Below are 16,752 nucleotides of genomic sequence, written 5' to 3'. Positions count from 1 at the left end.
GCCACTGCGCACATGTCCGTCCGCCCCCTGTATCGCCCGTATCGCCCTGGCCGTCCGATGAACCCCTCTACGCTAACGCCTCGCCGGGGTCCTCAGGGCGCGTACGTCTCACCGCCGAGGGTGAGGGCGGCGGTGCCGGCCGAGGTGTCGGCGAGCCAGGCCTCGAAGCCGGGCAGGTCGGCCTCGGGCAGGGCGACCTCGATCTCGACGGCGGCCCCGTAGCGCAGGTCGACGACGGTCCGGCCGGTGGACCGCAGATCGTTCTGGATCTTGCCGGCGCGCTGGTGGTCGACGGTCACGGTGGCCAGCCGGTAGCGGCGGCGGGTGACGGTGCCGAGCACGTCGAGGGCCTCGCCGACGACGCCCCCGTAGGCGCGGATGAGGCCGCCGGCGCCGAGCTTCACGCCGCCGTAGTAGCGGGTGACCACGGCGACCGCGTACCGGACGTCGCGGCGCATCAGCATCTGCAGCATGGGCACGCCGGCGGTGCCGCCGGGCTCGCCGTCGTCGCTGGCCTTCTGGACGGAGGCGTCGGCGCCGATGACGTAGGCGTAGCAGTTGTGCGTGGCGGTGGGGTGTTCGCGGCGGACGCGGGCCACGAACTCCTGGGCTTCCTGCTCGGTCGCGGCGGGCGCGAGGGAGCACAGGAACCGCGAGCGGTTGATCTCGGACTCGTGGACGCCCTCGCGGGCCACCGTCGCGTACTGGTCGGACTTCACCGCTCCACCCTAAGCCGTGCTTGGAAGCGGTCCGCCCGCACGAAGCCCGCCCGCGCGCACCCCCGCCGAACCCGTCGCGGGGAATCCGCGGCGCGGGGTTCGTGTTGTCCACGGCTGCGGTCCGGAGCACCGGGCGCACCCGCCGGGCAGGGGCCCGGACGAGACATCAGGAGGCGGCACCCGTGTACGGCGACCCGGCAACCATCCGCAGGATCCTCACCGAACTCGGCGACACCTGGGCCGTGGTGGGCCTGTCCAACAACCAGGACCGGGCCGCCTACGGGGTGGCGCGCGTGCTCCAGCGGTTCGGGAAGCGGGTGGTTCCCGTGCACCCGAAGGCCGAGACGGTGCTCGGGGAGCAGGGGTACGCCTCGCTCGCGGAGATCCCGTTCGAGGTGGACGTGGTGGACGTGTTCGTGAACAGCGCGCTGGCGGGGCAGGTCGCGGACGAGGCGGTGGCCGCGGGCGCCGGCGCCGTGTGGTTCCAGCTCGGCGTGGTGGACGAGGCCGCGTTCGCCCGTACCCGCGAGGCGGGCCTGGAGATGGTGATGGACCGCTGCCCCGCTATTGAGATTCCCGCCCTGTAGCCGTGCCGCCCACGGGCGGGATGGAGACGGCCAGGGTCATCTCCATCGGCTCCCCGCCCTCGTTGCGGTACGCGTGCGGGGTGTCGGCCTCGAAGGAGACGGCACCGCCGGCCGGGACGGCGTACCGGCCCTCGCCGACCAGCAGGGTCAGTTCCCCGGCCGTGACGTGCAGCATCTCGAAGGTGCCGGACGGGTGCGCGTCGGATTCGGCGCCCTCGCCCGGCTCCAGGCGGTAGCTCCACATCTCGACGGGGCCGCGCCGGTCGTCGCCCAGGAGCATGCTCGCGCCGCTGCCCGCCCCGGTGCTCCACATCCGCACCCCCTGGCCCGGCAGGACGACGTGGACGCGCGGGGTCCGGTCACGGTCCAGCAGGGTGGTGATGCTCACACCCAGGGCGTCGGCAAGCTTCACGGTCGTGCCGACGCTGGGGTTGGTACGGGCCTGCTCGATCTGGATGATCATCCCGCGGCTGACCCCGGCGCGGGCGGCCAGGGCCTCCAGGGTGAAGCCCCGCTCGCCGCGCCAGTGGCGGAGGTTCCGGGCGAGCGCCTGCGTGAGCTGTTCGAAGTCCGACACCATTCCGTCCAAGATTTTGGATTCCCAAGTCCAACAGGCTGAACTATCGTGTGGGGTACCCACTACTGCACCCCACCGTTCACCGCACTGTACTGCGAGGCCCCCGCATGACCCCCCTCTTCGCCCTGGCCACGGCCCTGCTCTGGGGCCTCGCGGACTTCGGCGGCGGACTGCTGACCCGCCGGTTGCCGGCCCTGACCGTGGTCGTGGCCTCGCAGGTGCTCGCCGTCCTGGCGCTCGGCTCGGTCGTGGTCGCCACCTCGGCCTGGCAGGAGGCCGGGCCGCAACTGTGGTTCGCGGTCGCCGCGGGCCTGGTCGGCCCCGTCGCCATGTTCAGCTTCTACAAGGCGCTGGCGCTCGGACCGATGGGCGTGGTCTCGCCGCTGGGCTCGCTCGGCGTCGTCGTGCCCGTCGCGGTCGGGCTCGCGATGGGCGAGCAGCCCGGGCTCGGCCAGGTCACCGGGATCGCGATCGCCGTCGTCGGCATCGTCCTCGCGGGCGGACCGGAGCTGCGCGGGGCGCCCGTACAGCGCCAGGCGGTGGTCCTGACCCTGACGGCGGCCTTCGGCTTCGGCGCGGTGATGGCGCTGATCTCGCACGCCTCCGACTCGGTGACCGGGCTGTTCCTCGCCCTGTTCGTCCAGCGCGTGACGAATGTGGTCGCGGGCGGCGGCGTCCTGTGGGTGCGGAGCCGGCGCGGCGCGCCCGCCCTGCCCGAGGGCACGGGTCTGCGGACCCTGTGGCGGCTGCTGCCGGCGCTGGGCTTCGTCGGGCTCGCCGACGTCGCGGCGAACGGCACCTACTCCGTGGCCGCGCAGAACGGCCCGGTCACCGTCGCCGCCGTGCTCTCCTCGCTCTACCCGGTGATCACCGCCCTCGCCGCCTTCGCCGTGCTGCGCGAGCGGCTGCGCGCGGTCCAGGCGGCCGGCGCCGGACTGGCCCTCGCCGGAACGGTTCTGCTGGCAGCCGGCTAGTGCTGCGGCCCGCCGGACCCGCCGCCCGCGACGGCCGTCGCCTGCCCGGGCTCCTGCTCCCGCGCCAGCACGGCCGCGTCCTCCTCCGCCCCGGCAGCCCGCTGCTCCACTTCCGCGAGCTCCGCCAGGGCCCGGAGCTGGCCCGAGGTCATCCCGTCCGGGATCGGCACCGGGGCGGGGGTGCGCAGCGGTGGCTGCCAGCCCGCCTCCTGGGTCCACCGGCGGACGATGCGCGCCGGGGCTCCGGCCACCACCGCGTGGTCGGGCACCTCGCCGCGCACCACGGAACCGGCGGCCACCACCACGTTGCGGCCGAGCCGCGCCCCCGGGAGGATCACCGCGCCCGTGCCGAGCCAGCAGCCGGGTCCTATCTCCACCGGTTCGCTGCGCGGCCACTGCCGGCCGATCGGCTCGTGGGGGTCGTCGTAGCTGTGGTTGGTGGAGGTGATGTACACCCCAGGCCCGCAGAAGGTGTCGTTGCCGATGGTGATGGGGGCGTCGGCGATGACGTGGGAGTCCCGGCCGAGGACCACGCCGTTGCCGATGACCAGCACGGGCTCGGTGCCGAGGTCGAGGCCCGGCAGCATGCCGGCCGTCAGGGTGACCTGCTCCGCGATGATGCAGCACTCGCCGAGGTGGATCCACGGCTCACCGAAGACGGTGCCCTGGGGGAAGGCGAGGCGGGTGCCCTCCCCGATCGTGCCGAAGCGCAGCCCGCCGGTGGTCCGGGCGGTGACCGCACCGGCCTGCTGCATCCAGCGCCAGACGCCGTGGGCGATCCGGCCCGCGACGCGGCGGCGCAGGGTGGTCAGGGATGAGAACGTGTTCTGGTTCTTCGGCACCGGGCCACGTTAACGCGCCGGGTGCCAGGACCGCGCCGTGATCTTCACCCCATCGCCGGCACGCGCGCGGCGTGCCCTACGGTGCGGGTAGCGCGACACGTCAGCCACACCGGGTACACCAGGCACACCAGACCCGGCGGACACAGGACTGAGGAAGAAGAACATGACGGAACACGCGGACCTCGGCAGCGCCGGCCGGGCACTCGTCGCGGGCGTGGGTGGCAAGACCCCCCGGATCGACCCGACCGCCTTCACGGCGCCGACCTCCGTGGTGGTCGGCGACGTCACCCTCGCCCCGGGCGCCAGCATCTGGTACTCGGCGGTGCTGCGCGCCGACTGCGGGCCGATCGCGCTCGGCGCCGACAGCAACGTGCAGGACAACTGCACCCTGCACGTGGACCCCGGGTTCCCGGTCTCCGTCGGCGAGCGCGTCTCCGTCGGCCACAACGCCGTGGTGCACGGCTGCACGGTGGAGGACGACTGCCTGATCGGCATGGGCGCGACCGTCCTCAACGGCGCGGTGATCGGCGCCGGCTCGCTGGTGGCCGCGCAGGCACTGGTGCCGCAGGGCATGGTGGTCCCGCCCGGCTCGCTGGTCGCCGGTGTGCCGGCCAAGGTGCGGCGCCCGCTGACCGAGGAGGAGCGCGAGGGCATCAAGCTCAACGCCGCGATGTACCGGGAGCTGGCGGAGCAGCACCGCGCCGCGGTCACCCGGGGCGAGTAGCCCTCCCGTACGCCGTCCGTCCCGGTGGCCGCCGTACGCAGCTCAGTGCTCGGCGGGCACCGGCGCGGCCGCGGAGTCGCCGGCGGCGGCCTTCTTCATCCGGCTGCGCATCACCAGCATCACGGTGACGCCGATCACCAGGGCCAGCACCAGGGCCACCCACGAGAAGCCCTTCAGCCAGGGCTCCGCGACGATGCCGATGGAGTAGATGACGGCCGTGGTGCCGCCCGCCCAGAGGATGCCGCCGAAGACGTTGGCGATGAGGAACTTCCAGTACGGCATGTGGAGCACGCCCGCCAGCGGCCCTGCGAAGATCCGCAGCAGCGCCACGAACCGCCCGAAGAACACCGCCCACATGCCCCACCGCTCGAAGGCGTGCTCGGCCTGGGCCACCTGCGCCGGTCCGAAGTGCTTGGGGAAGCGCCGCCCCAGCCTCTCCAGCAGCGGCTTCCCGCCGCGGCGGCCGATCGCGTAGCCGATCGAGTCGCCCACGATCGCGCCGGTCGTCGCGCAGATCCCGAGGACCACCGGGTCGATGTCCCCGTGCTGGGAGGCCAGCAGGGCCGAGCTGACCAGGATGATCTCGCCCGGCAGCGGGATGCCGAGGCTCTCGAGCCCGATGACCAGGCCCACCAGGAGATAGATGCTGACCGCCGGAATGTGCTCCAGCCATTCCTGGATGTGCACCGGTGCGCCCTCCGATTCGTCCGGTGTCCCGGCGCGTCCCGCGTGACACGCCGAACGGGCAGCCTATCTGCTCCCGGCGGCGGCCTCGACGACAGCCTCGCCGCGCAGCGGCAGGTCCCGGGAGGAGCGGCCCGCGAACACCTCGCGCCGGCCCGTCCCCTGCGCCCAGGCCCGCCGCTGCGGGTCCCACGACGACAGCGCCCGGATGTCGACGTCGACGGTGACCCGGCGGGCCTCGCCCGGCGCCAGGGTGACCCGCCGGTAGCCGGCCAGCGCCCGCACCGGCTGGTCGAACCCGAGCTCCGCGGAGGGGCCCACGTACACCTGGGCCACCTCGGTCCCCTTCCTGCGGCCGGTGTTGCGGAGGGTGAACTCCGCGCGCAGCCCGCCGCGCTCCGGCCGCACCACCAGGTCCCGGTACTCCCAGCTCGTGTACGAGAGCCCGTGCCCGAACACGAACAGCGGCTCCACGCGCTGTGCGTCGTACCAGCGGTGCCCGGCGAGAACGCCCTCGGAGAACTCCTGCCGGCCGCCCACCCCGGGGTAGCGCAGCGGGTCCCCGCCGAAGGGGGTCCGCTTCTCGTCGGCCGGGAAGGTCTGGGTGAGCCGCCCGCCCGGGTCGGTGTCCCCGAACAGGACGGCGGCCGTGGCCGCGGCCCCCTCCTGGCCGGGGTAGTACATCTGCAGGACGGCCCCGGTGCGGGCGAGCCAGGGCATGGTGGTGCTGGAGGGCGTGTTGAGCACCACCGCCGTACGGGGGTTGGCCCGGGCGACGGCCTCGACGAGTCGGGTCTGGCCGCCGGGAAGCCCCAGCGAACTGCGGTCACTGCCCTCGCCGGCGTCCTCGTACGCGAAGAGGACCACGCTGCGGGCGGCCTTGGCCGCCTCGACGGCATCGGCGACGTCCGCTGCCCGGGTCGCCCCCGTGGTGTGGCGCAGCCGGAACCGGCCGCCCTTCGCCCCGCCCTCCGCGAAGACGGCGAGCCGGTGGGGGCCGGCCTTGAGGGCGAGGGTGCGGCGGCGGACGGCGAGCCCGTCGGGGGCGGAGCCGAGCAGTCCGCCCGTGGCGGACTCCGCCGCGCCCTGCCGCACGGGGAACAGTTCCTCGCCGTCGAGGCGCACGCCCGGCGGGGTGCCGGTGTGGTGGACGAGCAGCGTCCATTCGTCGTCCTCGGCGAGGGTGAACTCCGCCTCGTGGCTCCAGGTCCGCCCGGCGGGCACGCTCCGGTCGTCCAGGTCCGCGGCCGGGACCAGCAGGTCCGCCGGCAGCGGCCGGCCGTACAGGTCCTCGCCGAGGGCGTGGCGCACGGTGGCCCCGCTCCCGGCGCGGCGTCTGATGGCGGTGAGCGGGGCGGCCGCCCGGTCGGGGACCACGTGGCCGCTGCCGCCGCCACTGACGAAGGGCACCAGGGCGGTGGGCCCGATCACGGCGATGGAGCGGGCGGCCGCCCCGGCCAGCGGCAGGGTGTCGCGCTCGTTGCGGAGCAGCACCGCTCCGGCCGTGGCGACCCGGCGGGCGGTCCGCGCCCCGGCGCCCGGGTCGCGGGCGGGGCGGGGAGGGCGCTCGGCGTCGAGCAGCCCGAACCGGTCCATGGTGGCCAGGATCCGGCGTACGGCCTGGTCGACGGCTTCCTCGGGGACGGTGCCGGCGCGCACCGCCTCTTGCAGCGGGGCGCCGAAGCGGGTGCCGTCGGGCAGTTCCATGTCGAGCCCCGCCCCGAGGGCGGCGAGCGTGCTGTGCGCGGCGTCCGGGGCGGACACCACCCAGCCGTCGAAACCCCAGTGCCCGCGCAGCAGTTCGTCGAGCAGCGGCCGGCTCTGGCCGGCGTGGGTGCCGTTGACCTTGTGGTGGGCGCCCATCACGGCGCCCGCTCCGGCGGTCACGGCCGCTTCGAAGCCGCGCAGTTCCGTTTCGTGGAGGGTGCGCTCGGCGGCGATGACGTCGACGGTCTCGCGGCCGTGCTCCTGGTTGCCGGGGGCGAAGTGCTTGACGGCGGCCACGGCGCCCTCATCCTGGATGCCGCGGACGACCTCCGCGACCAGGTCCGCCGTCAGCCGCGGGTCCTCGGAGAAGGCCTCGAAGTTCCGGCCGGCGTACGGGGTGCGGATCAGGTTGGCCAGGGGTGCGAGGAGGACGTCCTGGCCGAGGGCGCGGGCCTCCCTGCCGAGGGTCCTGCCGTACTCGCGGGCCAGCGCGGGGTCGAAGGCGGAGGCCAGCATGACCGGCGCGGGCAGCGCGGTGGCCGGGCGGGCCACCCGTACGCCGGCCGGGCCGTCGGCGAGCCGCAGCGGCGGGATGCCGAGGCGCGGTACGCCGGGGAGGTAGCCGGTCTGGCCGAGCGCGGCCGGGTCGGGGGCGCCGTGCAGGAGGGCGGTCTTCTCCTCCAGGGTCAGCCGGTCGAGGAGGGCTTCCACGCGGGCGGCGCTGCCGGGCCGGGCGGGGCCTGCGGCGCGGGCGGCTCCGGAGGCCGGGCCGGGCGGGCCGGCTGCGCCGGCGGGGGCGGTACGGGCGCTGCCGCCGGGCGGTACCGCGGGGGTGCAGCCCGCCGCGCCGAGGGCCGCGCCGACCGCGCCGATCAGCCGGAGCGCGGAACGTCTGGACACGGCCTCGGTCATGACACTCCCTGCGGCTCCGGTCGGCGGGAGCGGCCCGCGCCGGACCGCTCCCGGCCCCCACTGTGCCCCCGTGCGGGCTCGCTGGCCCGGGGACGCGCCACCGCGGCGGGCAGGTTCAGCCCTGCGGCGGCTGCTCGACGGTGTCGGCGGCCTGCCGGGCGCCCTCCTGCGACTGGATCCGCGCCTCGGTGCGGTGCCCGCGGGCGATGTAGTCGCGTACGACGGCCTCCACCGCGTCCTGCGGCGAGCCGACCCCGGCGAGGAGCATCACCTCGACCACGAGTTCGGCGTCGAGGCTGATGTCGACTCTGGCACGGCCGCCGGCCATGGGCCCTCCCCTTGTGCGTCGGCCGCCGCGGTCACGGTCGTCGTCGCGGCGTACGCACGGGTTCTGGCCGCGCGGGGGCGCCCTGAAACGCGGGTGGGGCCGCGCCGGGTACGGCGCGGCCCCACTCTTCCCCCGGGGAACGTGTGGTCATGCGTTGGGGCGCAGGGTCCACACGACGGTCATTTCGCCGGTCACGGCCTCGTCGTCGCGCTGGATGGCGATGGTGACCGGGAACTCCGGGCGGCCGCCCGCATCGAGCTCGGCGACGATCTCGGCGGCCGGTCGGCCGAGCGTGGCGGTGGCCGTGACCACGCCCTTGGCGAGCTTCTTGTAGGCGATCTCGGCCTTCACGGCGAGCGGCACGGCGCGCGAGAGCTGGTCGCCGAAGGCGGCCAGGACGATGGCGCCGCTGGCGGACTCGGCGAGGGTGAACATGGCGCCGGCGTGCGGACCGCCCACGTGGTTGTGGTAGTCCGGCTGGTCGGGCAGGCGGACGACCGCGCGCTCGGGGGTGGTCTCCAGGAACTCGAGGTTCAGGGTCCGGGCCATCGGCACGGTCGCGGCGAGCAGTTCGCCCACGTTCATCTGGTCTGCGCTCATGGCAGGCGATGTTACCCACGAGTAGATGCCCTTGACCAGACCTGGCGCGGGGGCGGCCGTGGCTCCTGTCAGCCACTCCCACTATCGTTACCGGCCATGTGGCCAGGACAGCAGCAGCCGCCCGGGGGACAGCAGAACCCTCAGGACGCGCAACACAATCCGTACCAGCAGCAGCCGCCGGGACAGCCGGGACAGCCGGGACAGCCGGGACAGCCCAACCCGTACCAGCAGCAGCCGGGTTACGGGTACCCGCAGGCGGGCTACCAGGCGCCGGCCCAGCCGTGGACCCAGCCCCAGCAGGCCGTTCCGGCCCCGCCGAGCGGCGGCGGGGGCGGCGGGCTCTCCACCAAGACGGTGGCCATCGTCGCCGTGTCCGCGGTGGTCGTGGCCGCGGCGGCGACCGGCGCCTTCGTCCTCACCCGGGACGACAAGGGCGAGGAACAGAACAACAAGCCCGCCGCCGCCTCCTCGGCACCGCAGACGCCCCCGGCCCCGGCCTCCCCGACCGACAACCCGCGCGCGGGCGGAGAGGTCAAGCCGGTCATCCCCGGCTGGAAGACCGTGGTCAACACGAAGTACAGCGCCGCCTACGACGTGCCCGCCGACTGGAACGTGAACAACGCCGGCGTGTCCATCTCGATCGCCGACGAGAAGGACGGCAAGCCCGTCATCACCATGTCCGGCACCGCGACCCTCAAGGAGGAGTGGTGCACGATCGACAAGGACAAGGACGGCAGGCTGGAGAAGTTCTCGCTCGCGGACACGGGCATCAAGGGCGCCCAGGGAGCCAAGGACACCCAGCAGGTGGCGACCGACAACACGGGCACCTGGGTCTGGGCCGCCTACGCCCAGCAGGAGCCCAAGGGAACGGTCAAGGTGACCGACCCCAAGGAGTACACGACGGCCTCCGGCCTCAAGGGCCACATGGTGATCGCCACCGCTCCCAACGTGAAGAAGGAGCACAAGTGCTCCTCCGACGGCAAGGCGGTCGGGTTCGCCTTCAAGAACGGTGAGGGCGACTTCGCCAGCTTCGTGATGGTCGGCGCGGCGGGCGTCAAGGACGAGGTCGCCGCCGACGTCTACGAGAAGATGCTCAGCTCCATCCGGCTGCTGCCCAAGCAGTAGCCGGTCCGCCGGCCCCGGCCGGAAGGCCGCCGGGTAATCCGTTTGGATTACCCGGCCCGGGCCGGGGATAGTCCGGGGGTGAGTTCCCGTGCCGCCCTCCCCGTCCCCCGCCGCCGGCCCGACTGGGCCGGGCGCAACTACGCGCTGCTCACGGCCGCCGCCGTCATCACCAACCTCGGCAGCCAGGGGGCGCTCATCGCCTCGGCGTTCGCCGTCCTGGAGGCGGGCGGCTCGGCCGGGGACGTCGGCCTGGTGGCGGCGGCCCGCACCCTGCCGCTGGTCCTCTTCCTGCTGATCGGCGGCGCGGTCGCCGACCGGCTGCCGCGCCACCGCGTGATGGTCGCGGCCAACGCCCTCAACTGCCTGTCGCAGGCCGCCTTCGCCGTCCTCGTCCTCGCCGGGGACCCGCAGCTGTGGCAGATGATGCTGCTCACCGCGCTCTGCGGCACCGGCACGGCCTTCTTCAACCCGGCCGCCGAGGGCATGCTGTTCGCCAGCGTCTCCGCCGGGCACGCCAACCGCGCCTTCGCCCTCTTCCGGATGGCCGTGAACGGCGCCGGCATCGGCGGAGCCGCCCTCGGTGGCGCGCTGATCGCCGCCTTCGGGCCCGGCTGGGTGCTGGCCGTGGACGCGGCAGCGTTCGCCCTGGCCGGAGCGCTGCGCGCCGCCCTGGACGTGAGCCGCGTCGCGGCTCCGGCGCCGAGCGGCGGCCTGCTGGCCGATCTGCGCGAGGGCTGGGTGGAGGTCCGTACCCGCCCCTGGCTGTGGGGGATCGTGCTCCAGTTCTCGGTGGTCGTCGCCGTCGTCGGTGCGGCGGACGCCGTGTACGGACCGCTCGTGGCCCGCGACCGGCTGGGCGGGCCCGCCCCCTGGGGCCTGGCCCTCTCCCTCTTCGGGGTCGGCACCATCGCCGGCGCCGTGGTGATGATGCTGTGGAAGCCGCGCCGGCTGCTGCTGGTGGGCACCCTGTGCGTGTTCCCGCTCGCGCTGCCGTCGGCGGGGCTGGCGGTGCCGCTGCCCGTGTGGGCCCTGTGCGCGGTGATGTTCGTGAGCGGCACGGCCGTCGAGGTGTTCGGTGTGAACTGGATGACGGCCCTGCACCAGGAGATCCCGCCGGAGAAGTTCTCCCGGGTCTCCGCCTATGACTGGTTCGGCTCGGTGTCGCTGCTGCCGCTGGCCACCGCCGTGGCGGGGCCGGTCGAGTCGGCCTTCGGCCGTACCGCCGCGCTGTGGGGGTGCGCCACGCTGGTCGTGGCGGTCACGGCCGCGGTCCTCGCCGTTCCGGACGTCCGCCGGCTCACGCGCGGGCCCGGGTCCGCGAAGACCGGCTCGGCCGGGGTCCCGGCAGCGGCCCCGGCTGCGGGAGCCTGCCCCGCGGAGCACTGAGGCCGGCACGGCCGGGCGGCGGCAGGGACGTCGGGCCCGCGCGGGCGGCCTCGGCCGCTGCGCCCCCGTCGGGCGGACTCAGCCGATGCCGAACGCCCCGTCGGGCGGCTCGGGGGAGCCCGCGGCTTCGGCGTCGACCACCGGTGCCGCCCGGCCCACGAACCGGTCCAGCTCTGGGCCGACCACCACCCGCGCGGGGAAGGCGTCCGCCGCGCACCGCCGGGCCAGGGCCCCGACCGGCAGCTCCCGGTCCCCGGCGAGCAGCACGGCGTTGCCGAAGCGGCGCCCGCGCAGCACACCCGGCTCCGCGACGAGGGCGACCTGCCCGAACACGGCGCGGAAGGTGGCGAGCTGGCCGCGGAGGAAGTCGAACGGCGCCCCGTCGGCCAGGTTCGCCGCGTAGAGCCCGCCCGGTCGCAGGACCCGCGCCGCCTCCCGCGCGTACTCCAGGGAGGTCAGCGCGGCCGGCACCCGCGAGCCGCCGAACACGTCAGCCACGATCACGTCAGCGCCCGCCGGGGCCGCGCCCTCCAGCCAGGCCCGTGCGTCCGCCGCGTGCACCGTGATCCCGGACCCGGCCGGGAGCGGCAGGTGCTCCTCGACCAGGCCCACGAGGGCCGCGTCGAACTCCACGACGGTCTGCCGGGAGCCCGTCCGGGTCGCCGCCGCGTACCGGGGCAGCATCAGCGCGCCGCCGCCGAGGTGCAGCAGGTCCAGGGCGGCGCGGGGCTCCGCGGCGCAGTCCAGGACGTGGGCGAGGCGGCGTGCGTACTCGAACTCCAGGTGCTCCGGGTCGTCGAGGTCCACGTACGACTGCGGGGCCCCGTCGACGGTCAGCAGCCAGGCCCGGTCCCGGTCCACGTCCGGCATCAGCTTGGCGGTGCCCTGGCCCACGGCCCGGATCACCGGGATCTGTTCCTCGCTCACCGCACCATTGTCCGGCAGCCGCACGGCCCGCCCGTACGAGGGCCCGTACGGCAGCCCGCACGCGGGTCGGCGTTCCCGCGCCCGCCCTGGCGCGGGCCGCCGGCCCCAGGCCTCCGTAGGCGCCGTCAGCCCGCCCACACCGCGGCGGCCTCGGCGGCGTGCCGCACGGCCTGGGCGAGACCGGCCCGGGCCGCCGGGGCCCGTCGTGCCGGGTCCAGGACGTTGCGCCCGAAGGCCTTGCGGGCCTCGGCGGACGGGGTGATCAGCAGCACCCGGGCGCCCGCCTCCCGCAGCCGCGCCGCCTGGGCGGCCGGCGCGGGGACGTGCCCGGAGCCGAGGGTCATCGGGGCGAGGACGACCACCCGGTCGCAGCCGGCGGCGAGGTCCGCGTTGGCCGCGGAGCGCATCCCCCCGTCGATGTAGCGGCGCTCCCCCACCGTCACCGGCGGCCACACCCCGGGCACCGCGCAGCTCGCCGAGACGGCGTCCACCAGGCCGGTGCCGCTGTCCCGGTCGAAGGCGGCGAGTTCGCCGCTGAGCGCGTCGACCGCGGTGACCACGAGCCGCCGCCCGGCGGGCCATTCGTGCGAGACCAGCCGGGCCGCGATGACCTTGCGCCGCTCCGCCTCCTCGCCCGTGTCGGCGGCCAGCGCCATCCCCCCGACGCGCCTGCGGTAGGCGGCTCCGTCGCGCGAGCGGAGCATCGCCAGCGCGTACCGGGCGACGAGCCCGCCGCCGAACCGGGCCACGGGCTCGCCCGCGGGGTCGGCGAGCTGGCGCTCGTACAGCTCGCGCGGAGTGAGCCGGCCGGAGGCCAGTTGGGCGCCGACGAGCGAGCCCGCGGAGGTGCCGACGACCAGGTCGGCGCCGAACAGGTCCACGCCCGCCTGCGCGAGCCCGTACAGGATCCCGGACTCCCAGCCGATTCCGGTCAGCCCTCCGCCGCCGAGCACCAGTGCCGTGCCTGCGCCGCCCGTGCCGCCCATGCCGTCCGCGCCTCCTCGTGTCACGCCGTGTGGTGACGGCAGTCTGGCGTACGGGGACCGCCGCCACCAGGCCGGGGCGCCTCAGTCCAGGACCGTCGTCACCGTCCCCGCGCCGACCGTGCGCCCGCCCTCGCGGATCGCGAAGCCGAGCCCCGCCTCCAGCGGCACGTCCCGGCCGAGCTCGACGGTCATGGCGACCGTGTCGCCCGGCCGGGCCACCGCGGCCGCGCCCAGGTCCACGTCACCGACCACGTCGGCGGTGCGGATGTAGAACTGCGGCCGGTACCCGGTCGACAGCGGGGTGGTGCGCCCGCCCTCCCGCGCGGACAGCACGTACACCTGCGCGGTGAAGCGCCGCCTCGGCTCCACGCTGCCGGGCGCGGCGACCACCTGCCCGCGGCGCACCCCGTCGCGCGGCACCCCGCGCAGCAGCAGCGCCACGGTGTCCCCGGCCTCGGCGGACTCCATCGGCTTGCCGAAGGTCTCCAGGCCGGTGACCACGGTCTCCACCGGCTCGGCGTCGCCGCCGAGGACGCTGACCCGGTCGCCGGGGCGCACCCGCCCGCGCTCGACGGATCCGGTGACGACGGTCCCGCGCCCGGTGATGGTCAGCACGTTCTCCACCGGCAGCAGGAACGGCGCGTCCGTGTACCGCACCGGCATCGGGACGTACGTGTCCACCGCGTCCAGCAGCGCCTCGATCGCCCCGGTCCAGCGCGGGTCGCCGTCGAGCGCCCCGAGCCCGGAGACCCGTACGACCGGTGCGCCGTCGCCGCCGTAGCCGTGGGCGGTGAGCAGCTCGCGGACCTCCAGCTCGACCAGGTCGGTCAGCTCGGGGTCACCGGCGTCGGCCTTGTTGAGGGCGACGACGATGTGGTCGACGCCGACCTGCCGGGCGAGGAGCACGTGCTCGGCGGTTTGCGGCATGACCCCGTCGAGCGCGGAGACGACGAGGATCGCGCCGTCGAGCTGGGCGGCGCCGGTGACCATGTTCTTGACGTAGTCGGCGTGGCCGGGCATGTCGACGTGGGCGTAGTGCCGGGTGTCGGTCTCGTACTCGACGTGCGCGAGGTTGATGGTGATGCCGCGCCGGGCCTCCTCCGGCGCCCGGTCGATGCGGTCGAAGGGTACGTAGGAGGCGCCGCCCCGGTCGGCGAGGACCTTGGTGATGGCGGCGGTGAGGGTGGTCTTGCCGTGGTCGACGTGACCCATGGTGCCGATGTTGAGGTGCGGCTTGGTGCGCACGAAGGCCGTCTTGGCCATGATGTCCCTTCCCGTGTACATGGCGCTGCTGCGGCCGGCCGAAGCCGGCACAGGACCCCTGGGGCCGGCCGACCCTCCCCCTGCGGGGTCCGCCGGACTGTCCGGGAAGGGTCAGCTTCGTGCGCCGTCGACCGCGGCGAAGGCCGGTGCCTCGAAGAGCAGGACGGCAGCCTTCGGCGCGTCCGCGACTGCGGACGGCGCTGCGGGGAAGGCGTACCGGGACATGGGGCAGATGCTCCCGCACCGGCAGCGCCCACGTCGAACGAATTTCCGACTGATGAACTTCCGTTGAATTCCGGGGACGACCGGAACCCCTTCCCGGAGGGCCGATCACCCCCGGGAGGCGCTGCACGGGGCCGCGGCGGACGCCGGCCGTTCCTCCGCATGAGGCCTGGATTACGGCAGGGCGCCGCATACGTCGGATACCCTCCCCGGATGTCCCTCCTCCTGGCGCCGTGGACCCGGCTGTCGCTGCTCGTCGTGCTGCTGCTCGCGTCCGGCGTGTGCGTGCTGCTGTTCGAGCCCCAGCGCATCCTGTCGGAGGGGTGGCCGCCCGGGCTGCCGGTGGGCACGGCGGCGGTGGTGTTCGCAGGCGCGTACGGTCTGGGCACCGCGGCCCTCGTGCCGCGGCCGCTGCTGAACCTGGCCGCCGGGGCGTTGTTCGGCGTCCCGTTCGGCCTGGCCGCCGCGGTGGCCGGCTCGGTCCTGGGAGCCGGGATCTCCTTCGGCCTGGGTCGGGCCATGGGCCAGGACGCACTGCGCCCGATGCTGCGGGGGCGCTGGCTGCTCGCGGCCGACGACCAGCTGGCCCGGCACGGCTTCCGCTCGATGCTGGCCGTCCGGGTCTTCCCCGGGCTGCCGTTCGCGGCCGCCAACTACTGCGCCGCGGTCTCCCGTTGCGGCTGGCTGCCGTTCCTGGCCGCCACCGCGATCGGCGTCGTGCCGAACACCGCGGCGTACGTCGTCGCCGGGGCCAGCGCCTCGTCGCCGGGCTCGCCGGCCTTCCTCCTCTCGTTCGGGTTCATCGCCGCGTCCCTGGTGGCGGCCGCCGCCGTCGGGTGGCGCAAGCGGCACCGGCTCGCGCGCCCGGCGCGACCCGCGGACCGGGGACCGCTGCACGAGCAGCCCCCTGTGGTCGGAGCCGCGTCCCACGGGCCCTAGCATCGGACCCGAACTTCCCGACGATCACAAGGACGAACGCACCCCGACATGAGCTGGTTCGAATCCCTAATCCTCGGTCTCGTCCAGGGGCTTACGGAGTTCCTCCCGATCTCCTCCAGCGCCCATCTCCGGCTGACCGCGGCGTTCGCCGGCTGGGAGGACCCGGGCGCGGCCTTCACCGCGATCACCCAGATCGGCACCGAGGCCGCCGTGCTGATCTACTTCCGCAAGGACATCGCGAAGATCGTCTCCACCTGGTTCCGCTCGCTGTACACGAAGTCGCTGCGTGCCGACCAGGACGCCAAGATGGGCTGGCTGGTGATCGTCGGCTCGATCCCGATCGGCGTGCTGGGCCTGCTGTTCAAGGACCAGATCGAGGGCCCCTTCCGCGACCTGCGGCTGACCGCCACCACCCTCATCGTCATGGGCGTCGTGCTCGGTGCCGCCGACCGGCTGGCGGCCCGGGACGAGGAGGGCGGCCGGCACCGCGCCGTCCGCGAGCGCAAGACCCTGCGCGAGCTGGGCGTCAGGGACGGCCTGATCTTCGGTGTGTGCCAGGCCATGGCGCTGGTCCCGGGCGTCTCCCGGTCCGGTGCGACGATCTCCGGTGGTCTGCTGATGGGCTTCACCCGCGAAGCCGCCGCCCGCTACTCCTTCCTCCTCGCCATCCCGGCCGTGCTGGCCTCCGGCGGACTGGAGCTGAAGCACATCGGCGAGGGTCCCGTCTCCTGGGGCCAGACGATCTTCGCGACGATCATCGCGTTCGCCGTCGGCTACGCCGTCATCGCCTGGTTCATGCGCTTCATTACCACCAAGAGCTTCATGCCCTTCGTGATCTACCGCATCCTGCTCGGCATCCTGCTGTTCGTCCTCGTCAGCATGGGCGTGCTGAGCCCCCACGCCGCCGAGTCGGCGGGCTAGGACGGTCCCGCGCTCACCGCTTTGCGTGAACCCCAGGCCGCCCGGGAACGTTCCCGGGCGGCCTTCGCGTCGTTGTGCCCGAAGAGTGTCGGAGTCCCGAAGCCGAGCAGCAGGGGGTACCCCATGGGACGAGTGGTGCTGGAGCGGTTCCCGGCGGGGAGCCCGAGGGGAAGCTGGCCCGCCGAGGAGTACGCCGCCCAGCGGATGCGCGAGGGCGTGCCCGCCGAGGTGGTGATGGACCTGGCCAGCGACGCGTTCCTGGTCGTGGTCCGCCAGCGGGAGCCGTATTCCGGCCACTGACCGCGGCCCGGTCGGACTGGCAGGCGCAC

18 protein-coding genes are annotated in these 16,752 nt (G+C 74.7%); 8 read left to right on the top strand and 10 right to left on the bottom strand.

Annotated elements, in window-relative coordinates:
- Window positions 1-92 precede the first annotated feature (92 nt).
- Window positions 93-719 carry a YigZ family protein gene (locus ACSHWO_RS28580; RefSeq protein WP_438316195.1) on the bottom strand — a complete coding sequence of 209 codons (627 nt, stop codon included), beginning with the start codon at window positions 717-719 and terminating at the stop codon, window positions 93-95.
- Window positions 720-901: 182 nt separating this feature from the next.
- On the opposite strand from ACSHWO_RS28580, the gene ACSHWO_RS28575 reads away from it, so the two are divergent.
- The gene (locus ACSHWO_RS28575) at window positions 902-1,306 is read left to right on the top strand and encodes a CoA-binding protein (protein WP_438316192.1); all 405 of its coding nucleotides are present in this window, start codon (window positions 902-904) and stop codon (window positions 1,304-1,306) included.
- Here the strand turns inward: ACSHWO_RS28575 and ACSHWO_RS28570 are convergent.
- Window positions 1,284-1,883 carry a helix-turn-helix domain-containing protein gene (locus ACSHWO_RS28570; RefSeq protein WP_361097854.1) on the bottom strand — a complete coding sequence of 200 codons (600 nt, stop codon included), beginning with the start codon at window positions 1,881-1,883 and terminating at the stop codon, window positions 1,284-1,286. The two genes, ACSHWO_RS28575 and ACSHWO_RS28570, sit on opposite strands and share 23 nt — an antisense overlap.
- A 107-nt stretch (window positions 1,884-1,990) precedes the next feature.
- On the opposite strand from ACSHWO_RS28570, the gene ACSHWO_RS28565 reads away from it, so the two are divergent.
- Complete coding sequence (locus tag ACSHWO_RS28565) at window positions 1,991-2,857, top strand: EamA family transporter (protein ID WP_438316189.1); 867 nt, start codon at window positions 1,991-1,993, stop codon at window positions 2,855-2,857.
- Here ACSHWO_RS28565 and ACSHWO_RS28560 read toward each other — a convergent pair.
- The gene (locus ACSHWO_RS28560; RefSeq protein ID WP_438316186.1) at window positions 2,854-3,699 is read right to left on the bottom strand and encodes an acyltransferase; all 846 of its coding nucleotides are present in this window, start codon (window positions 3,697-3,699) and stop codon (window positions 2,854-2,856) included. The two genes, ACSHWO_RS28565 and ACSHWO_RS28560, sit on opposite strands and share 4 nt — an antisense overlap.
- Window positions 3,700-3,862: 163 nt before the next feature.
- Here ACSHWO_RS28560 and ACSHWO_RS28555 point away from each other — a divergent pair, with 163 nt between their 5' ends.
- A complete protein-coding gene (locus ACSHWO_RS28555; RefSeq protein WP_438316183.1) occupies window positions 3,863-4,423 on the top strand; it encodes a gamma carbonic anhydrase family protein in 561 nt (186 codons plus the stop codon).
- A gap of 42 nt (window positions 4,424-4,465) precedes the next feature.
- On the opposite strand, the gene ACSHWO_RS28550 is transcribed toward ACSHWO_RS28555, so the two are convergent.
- The 4 genes from ACSHWO_RS28550 to ACSHWO_RS28535 all read right to left on the bottom strand — a co-directional run bounded on the left by ACSHWO_RS28550 (window position 4,466) and on the right by ACSHWO_RS28535 (window position 8,654).
- A complete protein-coding gene (locus tag ACSHWO_RS28550) occupies window positions 4,466-5,110 on the bottom strand; it encodes a DedA family protein (RefSeq protein ID WP_438316180.1) in 645 nt (214 codons plus the stop codon).
- A 63-nt stretch (window positions 5,111-5,173) separates the two neighbouring features.
- Window positions 5,174-7,714: a beta-glucosidase gene (locus ACSHWO_RS28545; protein WP_438316178.1), complete on the bottom strand. Its 2,541-nt coding sequence runs from the start codon at window positions 7,712-7,714 to the stop codon at window positions 5,174-5,176.
- Between the two features lie 127 nt (window positions 7,715-7,841).
- Entirely contained in the window at window positions 7,842-8,054 is a 213-nt protein-coding gene (locus ACSHWO_RS28540) for a DUF2191 domain-containing protein (RefSeq protein WP_385845286.1), read from the bottom strand.
- 147 nt (window positions 8,055-8,201) lie between these two features.
- The gene (locus ACSHWO_RS28535) at window positions 8,202-8,654 is read right to left on the bottom strand and encodes a DUF4442 domain-containing protein (protein WP_361097729.1); all 453 of its coding nucleotides are present in this window, start codon (window positions 8,652-8,654) and stop codon (window positions 8,202-8,204) included.
- 96 nt (window positions 8,655-8,750) lie between these two features.
- On the opposite strand from ACSHWO_RS28535, the gene ACSHWO_RS28530 reads away from it, so the two are divergent.
- Window positions 8,751-9,779, top strand: coding sequence for a hypothetical protein (locus ACSHWO_RS28530; RefSeq protein ID WP_438316173.1), 1,029 nt, complete (start codon window positions 8,751-8,753; stop codon window positions 9,777-9,779).
- Between the two features lie 78 nt (window positions 9,780-9,857).
- Window positions 9,858-11,165, top strand: coding sequence for an MFS transporter (locus ACSHWO_RS28525; protein WP_438316170.1), 1,308 nt, complete (start codon window positions 9,858-9,860; stop codon window positions 11,163-11,165).
- A 78-nt stretch (window positions 11,166-11,243) separates the two neighbouring features.
- Here ACSHWO_RS28525 and ACSHWO_RS28520 read toward each other — a convergent pair whose 3' ends face one another.
- From ACSHWO_RS28520 to tuf, 3 genes are all read right to left on the bottom strand, one after another.
- A complete protein-coding gene (locus ACSHWO_RS28520; protein WP_438319296.1) occupies window positions 11,244-12,035 on the bottom strand; it encodes a spermidine synthase in 792 nt (263 codons plus the stop codon).
- Window positions 12,036-12,217: 182 nt separating this feature from the next.
- On the bottom strand, window positions 12,218-13,078 hold the full coding sequence (locus ACSHWO_RS28515; RefSeq protein WP_438316167.1) for a patatin-like phospholipase family protein: 861 nt from the start codon (window positions 13,076-13,078) through the stop codon (window positions 12,218-12,220).
- A gap of 81 nt (window positions 13,079-13,159) precedes the next feature.
- The gene (gene tuf / locus ACSHWO_RS28510) at window positions 13,160-14,341 is read right to left on the bottom strand and encodes an elongation factor Tu (protein ID WP_404233434.1); all 1,182 of its coding nucleotides are present in this window, start codon (window positions 14,339-14,341) and stop codon (window positions 13,160-13,162) included.
- Between the two features lie 435 nt (window positions 14,342-14,776).
- Here tuf and ACSHWO_RS28505 point away from each other — a divergent pair, with 435 nt between their 5' ends.
- From ACSHWO_RS28505 to ACSHWO_RS28495, 3 genes are all read left to right on the top strand, one after another.
- Complete coding sequence (locus tag ACSHWO_RS28505; protein ID WP_438316163.1) at window positions 14,777-15,502, top strand: TVP38/TMEM64 family protein; 726 nt, start codon at window positions 14,777-14,779, stop codon at window positions 15,500-15,502.
- 48 nt (window positions 15,503-15,550) lie between these two features.
- Window positions 15,551-16,423, top strand: coding sequence for an undecaprenyl-diphosphate phosphatase (locus ACSHWO_RS28500; RefSeq protein ID WP_361097747.1), 873 nt, complete (start codon window positions 15,551-15,553; stop codon window positions 16,421-16,423).
- Window positions 16,424-16,546: 123 nt separating this feature from the next.
- Window positions 16,547-16,723, top strand: coding sequence for a hypothetical protein (locus tag ACSHWO_RS28495; RefSeq protein WP_360637197.1), 177 nt, complete (start codon window positions 16,547-16,549; stop codon window positions 16,721-16,723).
- The last annotated feature ends 29 nt before the right edge of the window (window positions 16,724-16,752 follow it).

Origin of the sequence: Streptomyces pallidus (ex Mingjun et al. 2026), from assembly GCF_051550185.1 — a bacterium.
Lineage (GTDB): Bacteria > Actinomycetota > Actinomycetes > Streptomycetales > Streptomycetaceae > Streptomyces.
The sequence above is the reverse complement of the archived record's forward strand: the minus strand, read 5'-3'. Positions and strand labels throughout refer to the sequence as shown.